The sequence below is a fragment of the Streptomyces colwelliae genome, assembly GCF_048158785.1.
GTDB lineage: Bacteria > Actinomycetota > Actinomycetes > Streptomycetales > Streptomycetaceae > Streptomyces.
Window position 1 is genome coordinate 1 of sequence record NZ_JBLTJC010000051.1, and the last position, 18,513, is coordinate 18,513.

At 68.7% G+C, this 18,513-nt stretch carries 15 protein-coding genes and 1 pseudogene; 11 read left to right on the top strand and 5 right to left on the bottom strand.

Annotated features, from left to right (window positions below; genetic code table 11):
- Positions 1 to 216: 216 nt before the first annotated feature.
- The 3 genes and pseudogenes from ACNFOC_RS13480 to ACNFOC_RS13490 all read right to left on the bottom strand — a co-directional run.
- A pseudogene (locus ACNFOC_RS13480) lies at positions 217 to 540 on the bottom strand (transposase); the annotation flags it as partial.
- Between the two features lie 469 nt (positions 541 to 1,009).
- Positions 1,010 to 3,781, bottom strand: a complete 2,772-nt coding sequence (locus tag ACNFOC_RS13485) for a type 1 periplasmic-binding domain-containing protein (RefSeq protein ID WP_416959352.1) — start codon at positions 3,779 to 3,781, stop codon at positions 1,010 to 1,012.
- 833 nt (positions 3,782 to 4,614) lie between these two features.
- Positions 4,615 to 5,244 carry a TetR/AcrR family transcriptional regulator gene (locus ACNFOC_RS13490; RefSeq protein WP_416959353.1) on the bottom strand — a complete coding sequence of 210 codons (630 nt, stop codon included), beginning with the start codon at positions 5,242 to 5,244 and terminating at the stop codon, positions 4,615 to 4,617.
- Between the two features lie 424 nt (positions 5,245 to 5,668).
- Here ACNFOC_RS13490 and ACNFOC_RS13495 point away from each other — a divergent pair, with 424 nt between their 5' ends.
- The 11 genes from ACNFOC_RS13495 (at position 5,669) to ACNFOC_RS13545 (ending at position 16,421) form a co-directional block, all read left to right on the top strand.
- On the top strand, positions 5,669 to 8,086 hold the full coding sequence (locus ACNFOC_RS13495) for a xanthine dehydrogenase family protein molybdopterin-binding subunit (RefSeq protein ID WP_416959354.1): 2,418 nt from the start codon (positions 5,669 to 5,671) through the stop codon (positions 8,084 to 8,086).
- On the top strand, positions 8,083 to 8,958 hold the full coding sequence (locus ACNFOC_RS13500) for an FAD binding domain-containing protein (protein ID WP_416959355.1): 876 nt from the start codon (positions 8,083 to 8,085) through the stop codon (positions 8,956 to 8,958). The genes ACNFOC_RS13495 and ACNFOC_RS13500 overlap by 4 nt, the downstream gene beginning before the upstream one ends.
- Positions 8,951 to 9,463 (top strand): (2Fe-2S)-binding protein, encoded by a 513-nt coding sequence (locus tag ACNFOC_RS13505; RefSeq protein ID WP_416959356.1) that lies wholly within the window; start codon positions 8,951 to 8,953, stop codon positions 9,461 to 9,463. The genes ACNFOC_RS13500 and ACNFOC_RS13505 overlap by 8 nt, the downstream gene beginning before the upstream one ends.
- Before the next feature lie 195 nt (positions 9,464 to 9,658).
- Positions 9,659 to 10,435, top strand: a complete 777-nt coding sequence (locus ACNFOC_RS13510; RefSeq protein WP_416959357.1) for an SRPBCC family protein — start codon at positions 9,659 to 9,661, stop codon at positions 10,433 to 10,435.
- 113 nt (positions 10,436 to 10,548) lie between these two features.
- Positions 10,549 to 11,385, top strand: a complete 837-nt coding sequence (locus tag ACNFOC_RS13515; RefSeq protein WP_416959358.1) for a mycofactocin-coupled SDR family oxidoreductase — start codon at positions 10,549 to 10,551, stop codon at positions 11,383 to 11,385.
- A 47-nt stretch (positions 11,386 to 11,432) separates the two neighbouring features.
- Positions 11,433 to 12,676 (top strand): IS3 family transposase gene (locus tag ACNFOC_RS13520; RefSeq protein WP_416959359.1). Its coding sequence is split into 2 segments (ribosomal slippage): positions 11,433 to 11,715 and positions 11,715 to 12,676, totalling 1,245 coding nucleotides; the frame shifts between segments, so codons are not numbered across the junction.
- Positions 12,677 to 12,708: 32 nt separating this feature from the next.
- Complete coding sequence (locus ACNFOC_RS13525) at positions 12,709 to 13,191, top strand: metal ABC transporter permease (RefSeq protein WP_416959360.1); 483 nt, start codon at positions 12,709 to 12,711, stop codon at positions 13,189 to 13,191.
- Positions 13,191 to 13,634 (top strand): Fur family transcriptional regulator, encoded by a 444-nt coding sequence (locus ACNFOC_RS13530; RefSeq protein ID WP_416959361.1) that lies wholly within the window; start codon positions 13,191 to 13,193, stop codon positions 13,632 to 13,634. Before ACNFOC_RS13525 ends, ACNFOC_RS13530 begins: the two co-directional genes overlap by 1 nt.
- Before the next feature lie 80 nt (positions 13,635 to 13,714).
- Positions 13,715 to 13,885, top strand: a complete 171-nt coding sequence (rpmF, locus tag ACNFOC_RS13535; RefSeq protein ID WP_416959362.1) for a 50S ribosomal protein L32 — start codon at positions 13,715 to 13,717, stop codon at positions 13,883 to 13,885.
- A gap of 5 nt (positions 13,886 to 13,890) precedes the next feature.
- Positions 13,891 to 15,072 carry a GTP-binding protein gene (locus ACNFOC_RS13540; RefSeq protein WP_416959363.1) on the top strand — a complete coding sequence of 394 codons (1,182 nt, stop codon included), beginning with the start codon at positions 13,891 to 13,893 and terminating at the stop codon, positions 15,070 to 15,072.
- Between the two features lie 557 nt (positions 15,073 to 15,629).
- Positions 15,630 to 16,421 (top strand): COG4705 family protein, encoded by a 792-nt coding sequence (locus ACNFOC_RS13545; protein WP_416959364.1) that lies wholly within the window; start codon positions 15,630 to 15,632, stop codon positions 16,419 to 16,421.
- A 43-nt stretch (positions 16,422 to 16,464) separates the two neighbouring features.
- Here the strand turns inward: ACNFOC_RS13545 and ACNFOC_RS13550 are convergent, their stop codons facing one another.
- Together ACNFOC_RS13550 and ACNFOC_RS13555 are read right to left on the bottom strand one after the other, a co-directional pair.
- A complete protein-coding gene (locus ACNFOC_RS13550) occupies positions 16,465 to 17,853 on the bottom strand; it encodes a sensor histidine kinase (RefSeq protein ID WP_416959365.1) in 1,389 nt (462 codons plus the stop codon).
- Positions 17,850 to 18,512, bottom strand: a complete 663-nt coding sequence (locus ACNFOC_RS13555; RefSeq protein ID WP_416959366.1) for a response regulator transcription factor — start codon at positions 18,510 to 18,512, stop codon at positions 17,850 to 17,852. Before ACNFOC_RS13555 ends, ACNFOC_RS13550 begins: the two co-directional genes overlap by 4 nt.
- Position 18,513: the final 1 nt, after the last annotated feature.

The following is an 18,513-nucleotide window of genomic DNA, read 5'->3' on the forward strand; positions in this document are numbered from 1 at the left end:
CACGGAGACTTGCGCGATGGCCTGCCCTTGTTCAGGGAGCAGGCACCGCCAGCAGATGCACGCCCCGGGCAGACACCCGCGCGTTCACGAACCTTGACCGGCTACACCACTTCGCGGGACACCATCGGCATGCGGCCCTGCCGTTGCGCGTATACGCCGACGCGTGCGCCGTATCCCGGCCTCGGTAAACGCCGGGAAACGGCACTCCCCCGAGCCCAGAGCCGGGTCCTCTAACCGCCGGTACCTCTCCCGCACCTGACAGCGCAGGAGTTCATGGATCTGTTGGTCGGTACCGTCGTCCCGCCAGGCGGCGAAGTAGTAGTACGTTGCGCTTTTCGGCGGCAGGTCGTTCGGCAGGAGAGCCCACTGACAGCCGGTCCGGGACTGGTAGAGGATCGAGTTCACGATCTCCCGCATCGAGTAACGGCCCTGATGCCCGCTGACGGAACGGTGCCGGTTCTTCCAGGTCGTGAGCACCGGCTCGATCAACGACCACTGCTCGTCCGTCAAGTCGCTCTGGTACGGCTTGCGTTCACTCACCTACCGATCCCAGCAGGCCACCGCCATCGGACCGGCACGTTCCGGCTTCGCCCACACCATCAGGCGACACCAGAACCGCTCATAGACTCACGAACCGCCCACTCGCAACCCTCCCACCGGCACGAAACCATAAAAGGCCAGGTCACCGCAGTTCAAGGCTCGCCTGAAGACCGGAAGTCCCACAGTCACCACACCTCCGTGAAGCGGCCGCGTATCTGCTGCAACCTCTCGCCGGCGTCTCGGAATTCGCTCTGATCTGGCTCCGGAGTCCCAGCTCGGACACCAGGGAACAAGTAACTCACCGGTAGCTTTCAGGGCTTTGCGGCGGTGGTCTTCTTCGGCCCCTGCCCTGTCCACGTGAACGGCGCTCTATACACCGGAACGAAAACCGGCGCTGAGCCTCGAAGGCCGTCCCGTCCCTGGCGGGCTGGGGCTCCGGGACCTTAAACCGTGCGCGCCAAGCCGAGCGTCACCCGGCGGCGTCACACGGGACTCCCTGCTTCTGGTACCGGTAGTCCTCGCCCTGCTGGTACGCCCCGCACGCCACCACCACCTCCGGCCGGTCCGCCACCTGCCGGAGCAGCACCAGGGTCTTGTCGACGGGCGGGGCGTTGACGTCGGCGCCGTAGGAGACGTACCCGGTGGCTCCATCGAAGGAGATGCCGTCCTGGAGCGCCTGGAGCACGTTCGCCCGGCTGACGGTCGGGTCCGCCTGATAGGCCTCGATCACCGCCTGGGACAGGACGTGGAAGGCGTCGTACGAGACCGCCGAGTGGCCGTCCTGCCGCCAGGGATCCTTGCCCGTGGTGGTCTCCTTGACGAAGTCGGTGTACTCCGTGACGAAATGTTCGGTCTTCGTGCTGGCCCGGATGTCCGTGGACGGGAGCCGGTGCGCGGAGTAGTAGAGGCGCAGCCAGTCCTTATTCGCGAAGGTGCCGGTCTGCGCCACGTTGGTGAGTTCGTTGCCGCCGAGGACCGTGATGTCGTGGTTGATGCAGGTGCCCGACCGGTCCAGGGCGTTGGCGAACGCGCTGAAGTCCTTGGCCCGCGCCGACCAGTACACGACCGAGTCAGGCTGGGACCCCAGTGCCTTGCAGAGCTGCTTGGCCAGTGTGTCGGCGCTGGACGTCCTCATCGTGGCGGGCGGTCCTCCGTTCCCGTACTGGTTCTCCTGGCTGTAGTCGAACACCGGCTCGGTACCGGGGAATTCGTCGATGAACTTGCCGGCCAGGCTGCGGCTGTAGAGGTCGGCGGAGCTCTCGATCACGATGGCGTGCTGCGCGGGAGTGCACTGGGTCTCGGAGCCTTGGCGGGCCACGATGTTCTCCTGGCTCGCGAACGAGGCCTCGATGGCGGCCTCCGTCGAGTTGCTCGGCGTGAGCGGCCAGTAGCTGGTGCGGGCGGCGTTCTGCATCTCGTCGGCGGTCGCGGTGGTGCCGATGACCGGGATCCTGGCCTGGTCGAGCACCTTGAGCGCGGCCTGGGTCGACTCACGGCTCTGCGCGAATCCGAGGACACCGACGACTCTCTCGTACGCGGGCTGCCCCGCTTCGCCGCGGATCTCGCCGACCAGTTCCTTGGCCTTGGCCTCGGCGTTGGCGAACGACTCCCCGGTGGTGCGGACGTCGACGAGCAGCGGCACCAGGGAAGGGTCGTTGGCCGCCTGGTCGTTCAGGTCCTGCTGCCACAGTGCGATGCCGCGCAGCTCGGGTATGAGGCCGTCGAAACGGATCGCGTCCACGCCGACGGGCGGTTCGGAGACGAAAGCGACGACGGTCCGCACGGTTCTGTGCTGCGCGTAGTTGTCCATGACGCGCTTGTTCTGCTGGTCGATCCGGTCCCTGGCTGACTGGTACCACTCCGTGGCCCGCACATTGATCTTGGCGCCCGCGTCCTCGGCGACGGTCTGGGTGCCGCCGACACACTCGTAGGAGACGTCTGGGCCATCTAAGATCTGCCATGCGCCGACACCGAGCAAGACCGAGAACAGGCTGACACCGGTCACCGCCGTGGTGGCGACGGTGCGTCCGCTGATCCGGAACGTCCGTGGAAGGCAGTGCCGTACGACGATTCCGTCCCGTTCGAACGGCTCGTCCTGGAGCCTCACCAGGGCTGGGCCGGTGGGCGGCTGCGGCTGCTGGAGCAACTGGCCCGCCTGTCCGAAGCCGATCGCCGTCGGGTCGCCCAGGGTGGTGAGCAACCGCTGCGAGGGCCGGCCGATCGCGACGACGAGCGGACCGGGCCGGCTCGCGGTGTGGCCGCGCTCCTCATGGAAGGCGCGCAGGAACCGCTCGACGGCCGCCACGCCCGGTGCGTCTTCCCTGGGTATCGGAACCAGCAGCAGGGGGCGGGCGGTACGGCGCCGCCGCCTGGGCAGCCGACGGCCGACCGGGGGATCCGCGAGATCTTCGAGCAGTGCCCGGGTCAGCAGCTTTTCGAGGGCGAACAGGGATTCCTGGTGCCGTGGGTGGTCCTCGGGCAGGACCAGCCGGGGCAGCTGCCGGTCCGCGACCTCGTCCATGACCTCGAACACGGTCGCGGAGCCCTGGGCCATGCCCAGCGCCTCGCCCAGCCACCCCGGGCGCCTGCGGCGCGCGAGGCGTCCGGGGCGCATCAGCCTGCGGGTCTTGCGCAGCTCCCAGCGCCGTCGCGGGAGGGTGCGGGTGATCCCGTGCCAGAGGGAGCCGAGCAGCCAGCCGCGCAACCCGCCGACCGGGGGAGCATCGCCGCCGCCGAACGCCCAGGAGACGGTCTGAGGACCTCCCTCGTGGCGCTGCCGTCGGTTGAGGCGCAGCTGCTCGTAGGCGTGGTCGCGCAGGGCCTGGGAGCCGGGTGCCTTGGTCCCCTGACCGACAAGGTCACGTATGGATGAGACGGCGTCCGACAGCGGCCAGAAGCCCGGAAGCCGGTCCGGCGTCATGTTCCTGGGCATGCCGAAGAAGAGACCCCGGGTGGCGGTGCCGCTGAGCAGGTCGCTGTCCTTCGAGGCCGTGACGAGGGCGTACGGGACCGTCGTCCGGTCCTGGTCGTTCCGCGAGGCCCGCAACAGCGCGTCGACCACACGGCGCACCCGGGCGTCGTACTCCGCGCCGCCGTCTCCGATGTCCAGGACGACGAGGGGCGGGGTGTACGCCAGCGATTCCCGTTCGGCGGGTGCCAAGGCCTGCCGGAACAACCGTACGAAGTCGTCGGCTCCCTCGTCGTCGGGGAAGCCCTGCTGGGCGGGGGGCGGTGTGGGCACGGAAAACCTCTTCGGGTCCGGGTTTGCGGCCAACTGCACCTGATGTCAAGGGAGATGAAGGATAATCACTGTTGACTGCGCGTCACAACGGATTCCTGAAGCGCTTCGATATCGATTCTGCGCATATTCCGTGTCTCCTTCCCGCGCGCCTCCTCTTCTGTCCTTCTCACGGGCACCCTTGCCCCCCTTTTTTTTTGTCGTGCCCCGGCACCCGAGGGTGTCCGTCGCACCCCCGCACCCCACACCGCAGGGGGGACTATTCACAGATGGTTGCGGGGCTGACCAGCGGGTTCTTGTGGGGCGGTTGGTGGTGGAGGGGTGGTTCCGTCCTGCGGTGTTGGGTGCGGGGGGCGTCTCCTCGGACACGGTCGAGCCAGGGGCATGACCTGTCCTCGGCGGGCAAGCGCCGAGGACCGGTGATGATTCCGCCGGGTCCTGTCCCGGCGGAATCAGGCGGGCGACGTGCCGGCCATGTGGGCCGTGCCATGCCGCAGGAGTCCGATGTGGCGTTTTGCCGATGGCGGTGAGCGCCGCGCTGTCGAGACGTCCGCCGGTGTCGCGGATTCGGCCTCGCTTCCGTCGGCGCGCTCGTGCTGCCGGATCCTCGTGATCGCCTGTCCCGTGATGAGCCCTCGGATCCCCTGTCCGGCCGATCGGGGAGTCCTTGCGCACCTCGATGATCTGGGTCGGAGATCTCGTGCGAGCAGCCGATTGCTGACGCGTCACCCGTGTTCTGGTAGGCCGACACCGTCCACGGCGAGTCGGCTCTGGTGCGCCATGGACCGCGCGTGCACCCTTGACCGCCGACGGTCGGACTCTTCGGACGCCGAGGGCTATGCGCAGTCGGGCTGTTCGTCATTCGTGTGGTCGGGCCTGGGCGGATCCATGGAATCCTCCTCCGATCTCCGTAGGAGGCGCTCGACGAGGGCGAGGGTCTCCGCATGTCCGGAGGTCATCCCCAGGGCCTTCTCCATCACCATCGTGCGGGAGACCGCAGCCGCCAGAAAGATGACCGCGACGGGAGGCACGTCGGGGAGGCTGATGTCTTCCTCGGCGATCTTCTGCGTGAGGGCGTCGAGTTGTGCGTTGCGGTACCGCTCCGCGCTGGCACAGATTTCGGCGCGGATCGCCTTGCGGTGATTGGCCAGGGCCATGAACTCCATGACGAGAGCGGTGCTGTGGTGGTTGAGATCCCACAGGGCGCGGAGGGGGTGATGCGAGCTGATGATGTGAGTCTGCCGCTCCGTCTCTTCCCCACCCAGACGTCGCAGCAGGGCGAGGAAGAGGTCGTCCAGTGTGCGGAAGTAGTAGAGGACGAGCGCCGGCGCGACGCCGGCCTCGCGTGCCACCCTGCGGACACCGACGGCGGCGTACCCCTCTTTAAGCATCAGTTGCTCGGCGACATCCAGCAGGGTTTGGCGCATCTGGGAGTTCTCGGTGCCCATTCGGCGAGGCGCAGTCATGCCTGCATTGTGCTTGACCGTTTCCGAAGACCCTGTTAAACACTTGTTCAGCGCGGTGCGGGGCGGCCTCCCGCGCGACCGGAGAGCCATGCGCGCACCGAGCGGCCGCGTGTTTCTCGAAGGCCGGGCACATCGCACCTCAAGTGCCAAGAACGGCAAGCCCCATGTCGTGGCGCGTCGGTACGCGACTGCCCCACAAACCGATCCGCCCCCTTGCCCAACCGTTGGATCCGACGCAGGTGGAGGACCGGCCGATGACACAGACCGGATGTATCCCGTCCGAAGGCGGGCGTACGGAAGTGAGTCCTTGCCTGGCAGCCGCAGAGCGGCTCACCGCGCAATGCCGATCGGCGCCGGTCCACGGCGCGCACCGTCGCCGCGGCATCATCGGTGCGGGGGAGAGCAACCGGCCGTTGGTGGGCCGATGAGCATCCAGGAGACGGCAACCGGCCGATACGTGGGCACCCGCACCCTCCGTGTCGAGGATCTGCGGCTGCTGACCGGGACGGGCACCTACGTGGACGATGTCGTGCGGCCCGGGATGCTGCACGTCTGTTTCGTCCGCAGTCCGCTCGCACGCGCCCGGATCGCCGGCATCGACGTGCGGGAGGCACTGGCCCTTCCCGGGGTCCAGGCCGTCTACGTAGCCGATGACCTCAACCCCGGCGTCCACGAACGGTGGTACTCGCTGGAGGGCCGGGACGCCCCGGACACCCCGCGCCCCCCGCTGGCCGAGGACGAAGTGCGGTTCGTCGGGGACCCGGTGGCGATGGTCGTCGCCGTCGACCGGTATGTCGCCGAGGACGCGGCCGAACTCGTTGTCGTCGACTACGAGCCTCTTGAACCGGTCGTCGACTACGCCACGGCCCACGAGTCTCCGGAGCTGGTGCACCCGGGCTATTCCGGCAATCTGGTGGGGCAACTCGGCGGCCGTCCGGCGGAGGACCTCGCCGGCGTCTTCGAGGCTGCACCGCATGTGGTCCGGGCGACGATCCACCAGCAGTGCTACGCGCCTGTTCCGATGGAGACACGGGGGATCATCGCCGAGTGGTCGGCGCCCGGCGGTGAGATGGCGATCTGGTCGTCCACCCAGTCCCCGCATGAGGTCCGGTCGTTCTGCGCGCGGCTGCTCGGTATCGACGAGCATCGGGTGCGGGTCGCGATGCGCGACACTGGCGGCGGGTTCGGGCAGAAGGTGATGCCGCAGCGCGAGGACATGTGCGTCATGCTCGCGGCGACGAAGCTGTCCGTCGCGCTGAAGTGGATCGAGGACCGCCAGGAGAACCTGATGGCGGCGGGACAGGCGCGGCACGAGCACGGCGACGCGCGGATGGCCTTCGGCGAGGACGGCACGATCCTCGCCGCCACCCTCGACCACGTACAGGACGCGGGCGCTTACCCGACACCGTCGCCGGTGAACAGCGGCATCGCCGTCGGACTGCTGTTCCCCGGCCCCTACCGGGTCCCCGAGGGTACGTTCTCGTCCAAGTTCATGTTCTCCAACACCAGCGGCCGGATGGCCTACCGCGGTCCCTGGCAGTTCGAATCGATGGCGCGCGAGGTGCTCCTCGACATGGCCGCACGCCAGATCGGCATCGACCCGGTCGAACTGCGTCGTCGGAACATGCTGCGCCGGGACGAACTTCCCACCGTGAACTGCATGGGCATGCCGTACAGCGACATCACACCGAGGGAGACGTTCGAACAGGCTCTGGAGTTACTGGACTACGAGGCATTCCGTCGCGAGCAGGAGCAGGGCCGCGCCGAAGGGCGATACATCGGTGTCGGCACCTGCACGTACGTCGAACCCACCACCGGTGCGACCCCGTTTCTCAGCACCGAGGGTGCGACGATCCGGATCGAGCCCTCGGGCAAGGTCAACGTCTACGTGTCCGGTGGATCCTGCGGGAACAGCCTGGAGACCACGGTGATCCAGCTGACCGCCGACGCACTCGGCGTGGCGATCGAAGACGTCAGCACCATCCAGGGCGACACCGCCGTCACCCCGTTCGGCGGCGGTACCAGCGGGAGCCGGTCCGGTTCGATGACCGCCGGCGCGGTCGGGGAAACCGCCGCCGCCCTGCGGGAACGCATCCTGGCGATCGCCGCCCACCGGCTCGGCGCCGCCGTGCAGGACGTGGAGTTCGTACGCGGTGTGGCCTGTGTGAAGGGCCGGCCCGCCGAGTCGCTGTCGATGGCCGACATCGCGTCCATGGCCTATTTCCAGGTCGGTTCCCTACCGCCGGGCGTTCAGCCCGGTCTGGAGGCCAGCGGACGCTACCGCGCGCGAAGCCCCATGATCTGGGCCAACGCGACACACGTGTGCACGTGCGAGGTGGACGTCGTGACCGGTCGGGTGAAACTGCTCCGGCACATCGTCAGCGAGGACTGCGGGCCGATGATCAACCCCAGTGTGGTGGAGGGCCAGATCTTCGGTGGCACCGTGCAGGGGATCGGCGGTGTCCTGTACGAGCACCTCGCCTACGACGATGACGGCAACCCCGTCAGCACCACGTTCATGGACTACCTCCTCCCCACGGCCACCGAGGTACCCACGATCGAACTCGGGCACATCGAGACGCCCGGCCCCGGACCGGGTGGCCACAAGGGCGTCGGCGAGGGCGGTGCGATCGGCGCCCCGCCGGCCGTCGTGAACGCGGTGGCCGACGCCCTAGCACCGTTCGGCGTGAAGATCACCCGACTGCCGTTGTCACCCGCGTCCGTCGTCGCGTTGCTGGAGGAAGCACGTCTCCTTCGCGAAGGAGGCGTGGACGTGCTCCACGAGGAAGGGATCCCGATCGTGGGCACGTCCGCCGCGAAGCCCGGGACGGGGACCGCATGAAGCCGGCACCGTTCGCCTATCACGCGCCCGCGGACACAGGGGAAGCAGTGGCTCTCCTCGCGGACCTGGGGGAGGACGCGAAGGCCCTGGCCGGCGGCCAGAGCCTGGTACCGATGCTGGCCCTTCGGCTCGCGGTCTTCGACCACCTCGTCGATCTGCGGAAACTGCAGGAGCTGCGGGGCATCGAGCGACGCGGCGAATCCGTCTGGATCGGCGCCGGGACAACGCAGGCCACCATCCAGCGCTCGGACGAGATCCGCACAGCCGTACCTCTGCTCGCTCGTGCCACTCCCTTGATCGGCCACTTCCAGATCCGCAGCCGCGGCACCATCGGCGGCTCGATCGCGCATGCGGACGCCGCAGCCGAATACCCCGCGGTCGCGCTCACCCTGGACGCCGAAATCGAGGCGCTCTCACCCCGTGGACGCCGCATGATCCCGGCGTCCCGGTTCTTCACCGGCATGTGGAGCACCGAACTGGCGCCGGACGAACTGCTCACCGGAATCGTTTTCCCCGTCCTGCCGGGCCCCTGCGGCTTCGCGGTCGAGGAATTCGCCCGCAGAAGCGGCGACTTCGCCATCGCGGGCGCCACCGTCGCCGTCGGCCTGGACGCCGACGCGCGGATCGACCGTTGCGGCATCGGTCTGTTCGGACTCGGCCCGACCACCAGCCGGGCCACCGAAGTGGAAGCCGCGCTGCTCGGCACCGCCCCCACCGAAGCGGTCGCCGACGACATCGGGCAGTCCGCGGTGTCCGTCCTGGAATCTGTTCCGTCCGACCTCCACGGGTCGGCCGCCTATCGCAAGCGTGTGGGGTCGGCCATGGTGGCACGCGCCTGGCGATGCGCCGTACAGGAGGCAGTCAATGACTGAGGTGGACATCGAGTTACGGGTCAACGGGAAACCGTGCCGGGCGACCGTACCGCCCCGGCTCACCCTCGCCGATTTCCTCCGGGTGAACTGCCGGCTGACCGGCACGCACCTCGGCTGCGAGCACGGAGTCTGCGGCGCCTGTTCGGTCGTCCTCGACGGTGAAGCCGTCCGTGCCTGCCTGGTCTTCGCCGTGCAGGCCGACGGCGCCGAGGTGACCACCGTGGAGGGACTCGCGTCGCCGGATGGCGAACTGTCCGTCGTCCAGGCCGCCTTCCGCGAACACCACGGACTGCAGTGCGGATTCTGCACGCCGGGCTTCGTGGTCTCGGCCACGGCCTTCTTGCAGGAGAACCCCGAACCCACCGACGCCGAGATCCGCGACGTCCTGTCCGGGAACCTGTGCCGCTGCACGGGGTACCAGGGCATCATCAACGCCGTCCGTGCGGCCGCGAAGACAACTGCCGCGAGCGATGCGTCGGCCGCCGCCCGACATGAACCTCCCTGATTCCGACGTGCGTTCCCGCACGCGATGACGAACAGCGGGAGGTGCGTCCCGCGGCCGGAACCTGGGTGCCACGTGATGTCGCGTGACCCGGCCCAACGGAGCCGACGCGGGGCCGATCACGAACCGGTGTCCGCCGTTTGCCCACCCGCGACGACCGGCCCTGCAACCCTTGCCGACGAACGCCAGGGAATCCGCATGAAACTGGAGAACACACTCACCATTCCCGTCTCGGAAGACCAGGCTTGGCGGGTTCTGCTCGACATCGAGCGCATCGCGCCCTGCGTGCCCGGTGCGACGCTCACGTCCAGGGAGGGCGACAACTACCACGGCAGGATCAAGGTCAAGCTGGGCCCGATCGCCCTGGCCTACAGCGGCACCGTCAGATTCGTGTCACAGGACGAGGCGGCCAAGGTCACGGTGCTGGAAGCCAGCGGTCGGGAGAGCCGAGGCAACGGAACCGCGAAAGCCGTGGTCACCTGCCGACTCTTCGGCTCCGGCGACTCCACCGACGTCCTCGTGGAAACCGACGTCACCATCACGGGCAGGCCGGCCCAGTTCGGTCGCGGCGCCCTCGCCGAAGTATCCGGCGCACTCATGGGCCGGTTCGCCGCGAACCTCGCCGGCGAACTGACCACGACGACACCCGACAGCCCAGCCGCGAGCGAGCTCGCCGACGCGACGACGGATCCCTCACCGCCACCACCGGCCGGACCCGCCTACGACCCGACGGGATCGGCTCCTGGAGGTGACAGCCCCACCGCCGCACACAGAACCGCCGAACCGATCGACCTGCTGGACACGGCCGGCGCCAGGATTTTCCAGCGCGTCGTGCCGCTGGCCCTCGGGGCTGCCGCTCTGTTGCTCATCGCCTTGGCCATGCGTAACCGGCGGTCCAAGCCTGCCGCGAAGGTGTACCGGGGGAGCACTTGCCACCCTCGCGCGGTTACCGGTGCGGCTGTTCGACCGCGGTGAAAGCAGCCCGGCACTGTGGTTTCAGTGGACGCGTCATCGAGAGCAGGGTCTTCAGCAGCCGGTGCGACAGACCGTCGACGTCGGTGCCCCCACATCAACGAATGAGGTAGGCAATGTCTGGACGAGTCGAAGGCAAGGTCGCGTTCATCACCGGCGCGGCACGCGGTCAAGGCCGCAGTCACGCGGTGAGGCTGGCGCAGGAGGGCGCCGACATCATCGCCATCGATGTCTGTAAGCAGTTCGACGGCGTCATGTTCCCCATGTCGACTCCCGAGGACCTGGACGAGACCGCCGAGCAGGTAAAGGCTCTGGGCCGACGCGTTGTCGCAGTCCAGGCGGATGTGCGCGACCATGACACGCTGAAGGCGGCGGTGGACGACGGCGTGGCCGAACTGGGCCGCTTGGACATCGTCGTGGCCAACGCCGGCCTCGGAAGCACGGGCGCCGCGCTCGACGTCATGGCCGAGAAGACGTGGCGCGACATGATCGACGTCAACCTCACCGGCGTCTGGCTCACCACCAAGGTGTCGACCCCGCACATTGTCGCCGCCGGCCGCGGCGGATCGATCGTCCTCACCAGTTCCGTCGGCGGATTGTCGGCCTACCCCAACGTCGGCCACTACGTCGCCGCCAAGCACGGAGTCGTCGGCCTGATGCGCACCCTGGCGATGGAGCTGGGAGCACACAACATCAGGGTCAACTCCATCCACCCCACCCAGGTGAACACGCCCATGGTGATGCACGACGGCACGTACCGTATGTTCCGTCCCGACCTGGAGAACCCGACCATCGACGACTTCGCGGCGGTGTCGCAGAACTTGCACCTGCTCCCCACTCCGTGGATGGAGCCCTTGGACATCAGCAACGCCGTGTTGTTCCTGGCATCGGACGAAGGACGCTATATCACCGGCGTGACGCTGCCGATCGATGCCGGGGCGCTCCTCAAGTGAACCGCTCCGGGCCTGATGGAGGCTCGATTCCCTGAGAGGATCGAGTCATGGCACGTCCGTCCCCCTACCCGCCCGAGCTTCGTGAGCGCGCGGTGCGCATGGTCGCGGAGATCCGTCCCAACTACCCGACCGAGTGGGCCGCGATGAAGGCGGTCGTAGCCAAGCTGGGGATTGGTGCGGCCGAAACGGTGCGGACCTGGGTCCGCAAGGCCGAAGTCGACGGCGGCAGGCGGCCCGGCGTCAGGTCCGAGGAGGCCGTGGAGATCAAGCGGCTGCGGGCCGAGAACGCCGAGCTGCGGCGGGCCAACGAGACCTTGAAGGCGGCGTCGGCTTTCTTCGCGGCCGAGCTCGACCGGCCGTCGAAGCGCTCGTAGCGTTCATCGACGCGCACCGCAGGGTGTTCGGAGTCGAGCCGATCTGCCGTGTCCTGACCAGCCACGGACTGAAGATCGCAACGAGCACCTACTACGCCGCCAAGAGTGGCATTCCCAGCGACCGGTCGGTCCGCGACGAGGAGCTGAAGACGCAGATCAGCCGAGTTCACGCGGACAACTTCGGCGTCTACGGGGTGCGGAAGGTCTGGCGGCAGCTGCACCGTGAAGGCATACCGGCAGCCCGCTGCACGGTGGCCCGGCTGATGCGCGACCTTGGCCTCCAGGGCGCGCGGCGCGGGAAGAAGATCCGCACCACCATCCGGGATGACGGCGACGAGAGGGCCTGTGACCTGCTCAGGCGCGACTTCACGGCATCCCATCCGAACCAGCGGTGGGTGGCCGACTTCACCTACGTGGCCACCTGGTCCGGGATCGTCTACGTCGCGTTCGTCGTGGACGTGTACTCGCGGACGATCGTCGGCTGGTCCGCGGCCACCAGCAAGCGGGCCAAGCTCGTGCTCGATGCCCTGGGTATGGCGTTGTGGCGTCGGAGCCGGGGGGGAACTCCCGCTGGTCCAGGGCTGGTTCATCACTCGGATGCGGGCAGCCAGTACACATCTTTCGCGTTCACCGCCCACCTTCTCGAGGCCGGCGTCGATGCTTCAATCGGCACCGTCGGCGATGCCCTGGACAACGCCCTCATAGAGTCCCAGATCGGCCTCTACAAAACGGAGTTGATCAAACCGCGAAAGCCCTGGCACGGCCTTGCCGACGTCGAACTCGCCACCGCGGAATGGGTGGACTGGTTCAACAACCAGCGCCTCCACTCCGCGATCGGAGACGTCCCGCCCCACGAGCACGAGACCAACTACTACGCTCAACACCAGCCCCAACCGGCGGCTGGAGTCAACGCATAGAGCCTCCACCGATCCCGGAGCGGTTCACCGGGGTGAACGTCCTCTTCGGATCGATCTTCGGCCTGTCGGCCGGACAGGCGTGGCTCGCGGCCGTCGTCGGAGCCCTCATCTGCCTGTCCGTGCTCGCCATCGCCCGGCCCCTGCTCTTCGCCTCCGTCGACGAGGCGGTGGCGACGGCCCGGCGAGTGCCGGTACGCCTGCTGGGCCTCGCCTTCCTGGTCCTGGTCGGCGCCTGCGCGGCCGAGGCCACCCAGGCGGTCGGGTCACTGCTGCTCCTGGGCCTGCTGCCCGCACCCGCCGGCGCCGCGCAACGGCTGACCGACCGGCCCTATCCCGCCCTGGCCCTGTCCGCGGGACTCGCGGTGGCGGAGATGTGGGCGGGCTTGGCCCTGAGCTACTACGTCCCCCAACTGCCTCCCAGCTTCGCCATCATGACCGTCGCCACGGCCGTCTACGCGACCGTCCTCGTTGCCGCACGCCGACCCCACGTCCGCGTCGGCCTTGCGGAGGCGTGATGAGCGCGCCGGCCGACGACCTGGACCTCATCGGCCGCCGCACCGTCCAACGCACCAGCGTGGTAAGGGCGTTGATCGACCATGGCGGCTTCGTCGGCGCCCGCGCCCTGCACGACGTACTGAGAACTCAAGGCGCGCGCGTGGGCCTCAATACCGTCTACCGCACCCTGGCCGCCCTCGTGGACGCCGGCCGCGCCGACGTCGTACGCGACCGGAGCGGTGAACGCCTCTTCCGCCACCGCCCGTCCCCCGAGCACCAGCACTACCTGCTGTGCCGGGTCTGCGGGTTGAGCACCCCGGTCGACTCGGAGGCGGTCGAGACCTGGGCCGGGCGGGTGGCCGACACCTCCGGCTTCGCGGAGGTCGAGCACACCGTCGAACTCACCGGCCTCTGCCCACGGTGCCGGTCCGGCCGGTCCAGCTCGTCCAACCCATCCAGTTAGTAATGGTATCCATTTTCATATAGCTTTGCCGCAGCTCACCGGCAGTCGTCGCAGCCATCCCAGTCGTCCAGGAGGATCCCATGGCCGTTCCCAAGCGGAAGATGTCCCGCAGCAACACCCGTCACCGCCGCGCCCAGTGGAAGGCGATCACGCCGGCGCTCGTGCCGCTCACCATCGACGGCGTCCCGTACCTGGTGCCCCAGCGGTTGGCGAAGGCGTACGAGCGCGGGCTGCTGCGCGCCGAGGGCTGACCTCCATGTCCTACGACTCTCACGACCGACTGCCCGTCACCGTCCTGTCCGGATTCCTCGGGGCGGGCAAGACCACCCTCCTCAACCACGTCCTCGGCAACCGCGAGGGCCTGCGCGTCGCCGTGATCCTCAACGACATGAGCGAGGTCAACATCGACGCCGCGCTCGTGCGCGGCGGCGAGGCGGCCCTGTCCCGCACCGAGGAACGCCTGGTCGAGATGACCAACGGCTGCATCTGCTGCACCCTGCGCGACGACCTGCTGGAGGAGATCGACCGGCTGGCCCGCGAGGGCCGCTTCGACTACCTCCTCATCGAGTCGTCCGGCATCTCCGAACCCATGCCGGTGGCCGCGACCTTCGCCTTCGCCCGCGACGACGGCGCCACCCTCGGGGAGATCGCCCGCCTGGACACCATGGTCACCGTCGTCGACGCCGCCAACTTCCTGCCCGAGCTGACCAGCGGCGACGAACTCGTCGAACGCGGCCTGGATCAGTACGAGGACGACGAACGCACCGTCAGCGACCTGCTCATGGACCAGATCGAGTTCGCCGACGTCATCATCCTCAACAAACTCGACCTCGTCGACGAGGAGTTGGCGGACCGCCTGTGGGCGACCCTCACCCGCCTCAACCCGGCCGCACGCGTCATCCCGGCCGTCCACGGCCGTGTGCAGGTCGGCGACGTACTGGGCACCGCGCTCTTCGACCTGGAACGCGCCCAACAGGCCCCCGGCTGGGTGCGGGAGCTCAACGGCGACCACATCCCCGAGACCGAGGAGTACGGCATCTCCTCGACCGTCTTCCGCTCCGAACTGCCCTTCCATCCCGGCCGGTTGTGGACGTTCGTGACCGAGGAACTCGACAGCGGCACGTACGGGCAGATCCTGCGTTCCAAGGGCTTCTTCACGCTGGCCAGCCGCCCGCGGGTGACGGGCCTGTGGTCCCAGGCCGGCTCCGTCGCCCGCTTCGAACCCTCCGCCGCGCACGACACCGAAAGCCCCGACGGCCAGGAACTGGTCTTCATCGGCACACACCTGCACCCGAAGACACTGCACGCCGCACTGACCAACTGCCTCATGACCGACCGCGACAGCCTCCCACCCGCCGACCCGTTCCCTGCCTGGGACACCTACGGCATCGACGACACCTGCGAACACGAACACCCCGCACTCGCAGCGGGCGCCTGAAAACCCCGGGCCGGGCGGCGAACGCAGCCACGGCACCGCCCGACCCGGCACGGACATCGATCCGTATCTCCCGAAGCCATAGGACGGGAGAGGTTGATCCGAAACTCAAAGTGTTCTATTCGAGGGTGTAGCGCAGGTGGGGGCCGCCGAAGTAGCCGCGGACGATATGTGGCTGACGTTGACGCCGATGGAAGAACCTGCGGGTTCCGTCGGCGAGTTGGGGCTGGTCACGGGACTGGTGGTGGGCAGGCTCCGCGGACGCGGTTGTCGAGGCAGTGGTGCAGGCATCCGATCATGCGGTTGAAGAGATTGCGCAGGGCGGAAATGTGTCGATCGCCATGGGCGCGTCTGCGGTCGTGGTGGGTTCTGGCGCCGGAGGCCCGGCTGCCCAGGATCACCGGTACCACCCGCCGCACACCGCTTACCAGCGCATCGGCCACCGTATTCAGGTTGTATTCAGGTTCGGACGAGGCTTGGGCAACTCAAGCCCCAGAAGCGTCAAAAATCCGGCAAAGAGGTCTGGGGCAACCGCCGGGCACCATGCCATCGTGCCTGCCATGACGACAGATCACCTCACTCACCACCGGCCCCCGGGCCACATCCGGAACGCGGCGAGCAAGGTGCCGGAGGTGACCGTCTACTTCTGGATCATCAAGGTGCTGACGACCGGCATGGGTGAGACGGCCTCCGATTTTCTGGCGCATGTGCTCGGCCCGATTCCTGCTGTCGGCCTGGGGGGCATCGCCCTGGTGGCCGCGCTGGCGGTGCAGTTCGCCGTCCGGCGGTACGTGGCCTGGATCTACTGGACGGCGATCGTCATGGTCAGCGTGTTCGGCACGATGGCCGCCGATGTCCTGCACGTCGGCCTCGGTGTGCCTTATACGCTCTCGACCCCGTTCTTCATGGCCGCGCTGGCCGCCGTCTTCGCCCTCTGGTACCGCAGCGAACGCACCCTGTCCATCCACAGCATCCACACCAGGCGCCGCGAGACCTTCTACTGGGCCGCCGTGCTCGCCACGTTCGCGCTGGGCACCGCCGCAGGCGACCTCACTGCCACGATCGGCCTCGGCTACCTGGGCTCCGCGGCCCTGTACGCCGCCGCGATCGCCGTTCCGGCCGTCGCTCACCGCTGGGGCAGTTTGAACGCGGTGGCCGCGTTCTGGGCGGCCTACGTCATCACCCGCCCGCTCGGCGCCTCCGTAGCCGACTGGATGGCCGTCAGCCACCACCGAGGGGGACTGAACCTGGGTCTGGGGCCGGTCACGCTGTCCTGGACGGTGGCCATCCTCGGCTTCGTCGGTTATCTGGCCGCCTCGCGCAAGGACATCCAGCACGACCTCATGCCGTGACGCCGCACGGACCGGGCACGGCTCTCGAACCGGGTGGCCGCCGTCACCCGGCAGGGAGGCTGACCACGAACCGTGCGCCCGGTGCGTGCCCGGGGTCGTATGTCACCTCGCCGCCGGCGGAGCGGGCCAGGCGTTGTGCCAGGGGCAGTCCCAGGCCGGCACCGCTGTGTCCGTCGCCCGGGTCCGTCCGTTGACCGGGCTCGAAGAGCTGTCCGGCGAACCGGGGCGGCACGCCGGGCCCGTCGTCGATGACATCGACGCGTACGCCGTCGGGTGCGCGATACGCGCGGACGGTGACGCTGGAGTGGGCGTAGCGGCAGGCGTTGGTGAGGAGCGGGCTGACGATGCGTTCGAGGAGGGCGGGTGGGACTCCGGCGTCCAGGTGAGAGCCTTCGACGCTGATTGCCAAATGGCTTGGCTTCTGCAGGAGTTGGACCAGGTGACGCAGCGTGGGTAGGAGATCGGCGGTGCCTGGAGCGGTGAGTGCGCCATTGCGGGCGTCGTCCAGGAGGGTGTCACAGATGCTGCGCATGGACTCGGCGGCTTCCGCGATGACCCTGTGGGTGGCCCAGGTCTGGGCGAGCGAGCGGGGGCGGGTGTGCCACCAGTCGAGTTCGGCGATGATCCGGCTCAGGGGCGTACGCAGTTCGTGCGAGAGTTCGCCGGTGAGCTGACGCTCGTGGCGCAGCAGGGTGCGGATGCGGTCCAGTATGGCGTCCAACGATGTGCCGAGGCGGGCGAGTTCGGCGGGATGCCGCTTGCTGCCGAAGCGTTCTTCGGAGGCGACGGCGCTCCACTGGATGGCCTGGTCGGTCATCGTGCGGACAGGGCGCAGTGCGCGGCCTACGGCCAGCCGGGTCAGGGCGTAGGTGCAGGCGAGCATGAAGGCGTCCAGGGCGAGTGAACCCACGAGCAGGGTGTCGGCCGAACTCCGGTAGGGGGAGAGGTCCAGCGCGGTGACCACCGTGGCCCGGCCCCGGGCTCCGGGTACCTGGTGGGAGCACAGTCGCAGGGGGCGATGGATCGTGGTGGTGAGGCACCGCTGTCCGCCCCGCGCGGCGAGCGCGTTGGCGACCCGGGTCAACGGGCCTGCGGCCGGCGGCTGTTCGAGCAGGTGCCGGCCGGCGTAGATCCACACGTTGGCGTCGAGGAGGTCGTCGTGAGAGGTCTCCAGGACACGTACCTTCGTGCCGCTGGTGTCGACGGTCGTCGCGACGGCGGCGGCGCGGGCGCGCAACTCGTCGTCCGCCTGGTGCTGGAGGCGGCGCTGGGCCACGGCGTTGAAGGCGACGGTGAGGACCAACATCAGCAGCGTGGCCGTGATGAGGGCCACGAGAGAGAGCCGGCCGCGCAGTGTGCGGGGTGCCAGGCGGTGGAGGAGGGCTGGCGCGGTCGCGGCCGGCCGCCGCGGCCGGTGGTGGCTGTCGCTCATGACAGGCGATGGCCGATGCCGCGGGCGGTGCCGATCGTACGGTCGCTGCCCGCCTCGCGCAGTTTGCGGCGCAACCGGGTCAGGTACTGGTCCAGGGTGTTGTCGTGGACCTGGGCGCCTTCGGGCCAGCCCGCGCGGACCAGTTCACGGCGGCTCATGATTCCACCGGAAGCCGCCATGAGCACGGCCAGGAGTCGGAACTCGGTAGGCGTCAGGTCCACCGGGGTGTCCCGGACGCTGACCTGGTGCCGGACGGCGTCCAGCACCAGGTCTCCCTCGGTGGTCGCGGGCGGCGGGGCGGCCCGCTTGAGCGCCGCCCGCAGCCGGGCGGCGAGTTCGGGGAGGTGGAACGGTTTGGGGAGGTAGTCGTCGCCTCCGGCCGAGAACCCGGACAGGCGGTCGGTGAGCCGGTGATGGGCGGTCAGGAAGATGACGGGGGAGAGGAATCCGTTCGCGCGCATCGCCTGGCACACGTCCCGGCCGTCGGCGTCGGGCAGCCCGATGTCGAGTACGGCGGCGGAGATGTCGGTGGTGGCCAGGCGCAGGGCGGTGGCGCCGTCCGGGGCGGGGACGGTGTCGTAGTCCTCGTCGCGCAGTCCGCGCATAAGCACGTCCCGCAGGGCGTGATCGTCCTCGACGACCAGGATCGTCTGGCGCATC

Bases quoted from the DNA above. Each gene is read 5' to 3' on its own strand.
- ACNFOC_RS13490 (WP_416959353.1), bottom strand. From the start codon at position 5,244: ATGACTGCGCCTCGCCGAATGGGCACCGAGAACTCCCAGATGCGCCAA.
- ACNFOC_RS13495 (WP_416959354.1), top strand. From the start codon at position 5,669: ATGAGCATCCAGGAGACGGCAACCGGCCGATACGTGGGCACCCGCACC.
- ACNFOC_RS13500 (WP_416959355.1), top strand. From the start codon at position 8,083: ATGAAGCCGGCACCGTTCGCCTATCACGCGCCCGCGGACACAGGGGAA.
- ACNFOC_RS13505 (WP_416959356.1), top strand. From the start codon at position 8,951: ATGACTGAGGTGGACATCGAGTTACGGGTCAACGGGAAACCGTGCCGG.
- ACNFOC_RS13510 (WP_416959357.1), top strand. From the start codon at position 9,659: ATGAAACTGGAGAACACACTCACCATTCCCGTCTCGGAAGACCAGGCT.
- ACNFOC_RS13515 (WP_416959358.1), top strand. From the start codon at position 10,549: ATGTCTGGACGAGTCGAAGGCAAGGTCGCGTTCATCACCGGCGCGGCA.
- ACNFOC_RS13530 (WP_416959361.1), top strand. From the start codon at position 13,191: ATGAGCGCGCCGGCCGACGACCTGGACCTCATCGGCCGCCGCACCGTC.
- rpmF (WP_416959362.1), top strand. From the start codon at position 13,715: ATGGCCGTTCCCAAGCGGAAGATGTCCCGCAGCAACACCCGTCACCGC.
- ACNFOC_RS13540 (WP_416959363.1), top strand. From the start codon at position 13,891: ATGTCCTACGACTCTCACGACCGACTGCCCGTCACCGTCCTGTCCGGA.
- ACNFOC_RS13545 (WP_416959364.1), top strand. From the start codon at position 15,630: ATGACGACAGATCACCTCACTCACCACCGGCCCCCGGGCCACATCCGG.
- ACNFOC_RS13550 (WP_416959365.1), bottom strand. From the start codon at position 17,853: ATGAGCGACAGCCACCACCGGCCGCGGCGGCCGGCCGCGACCGCGCCA.
- ACNFOC_RS13555 (WP_416959366.1), bottom strand. From the start codon at position 18,512: ATGCGCCAGACGATCCTGGTCGTCGAGGACGATCACGCCCTGCGGGAC.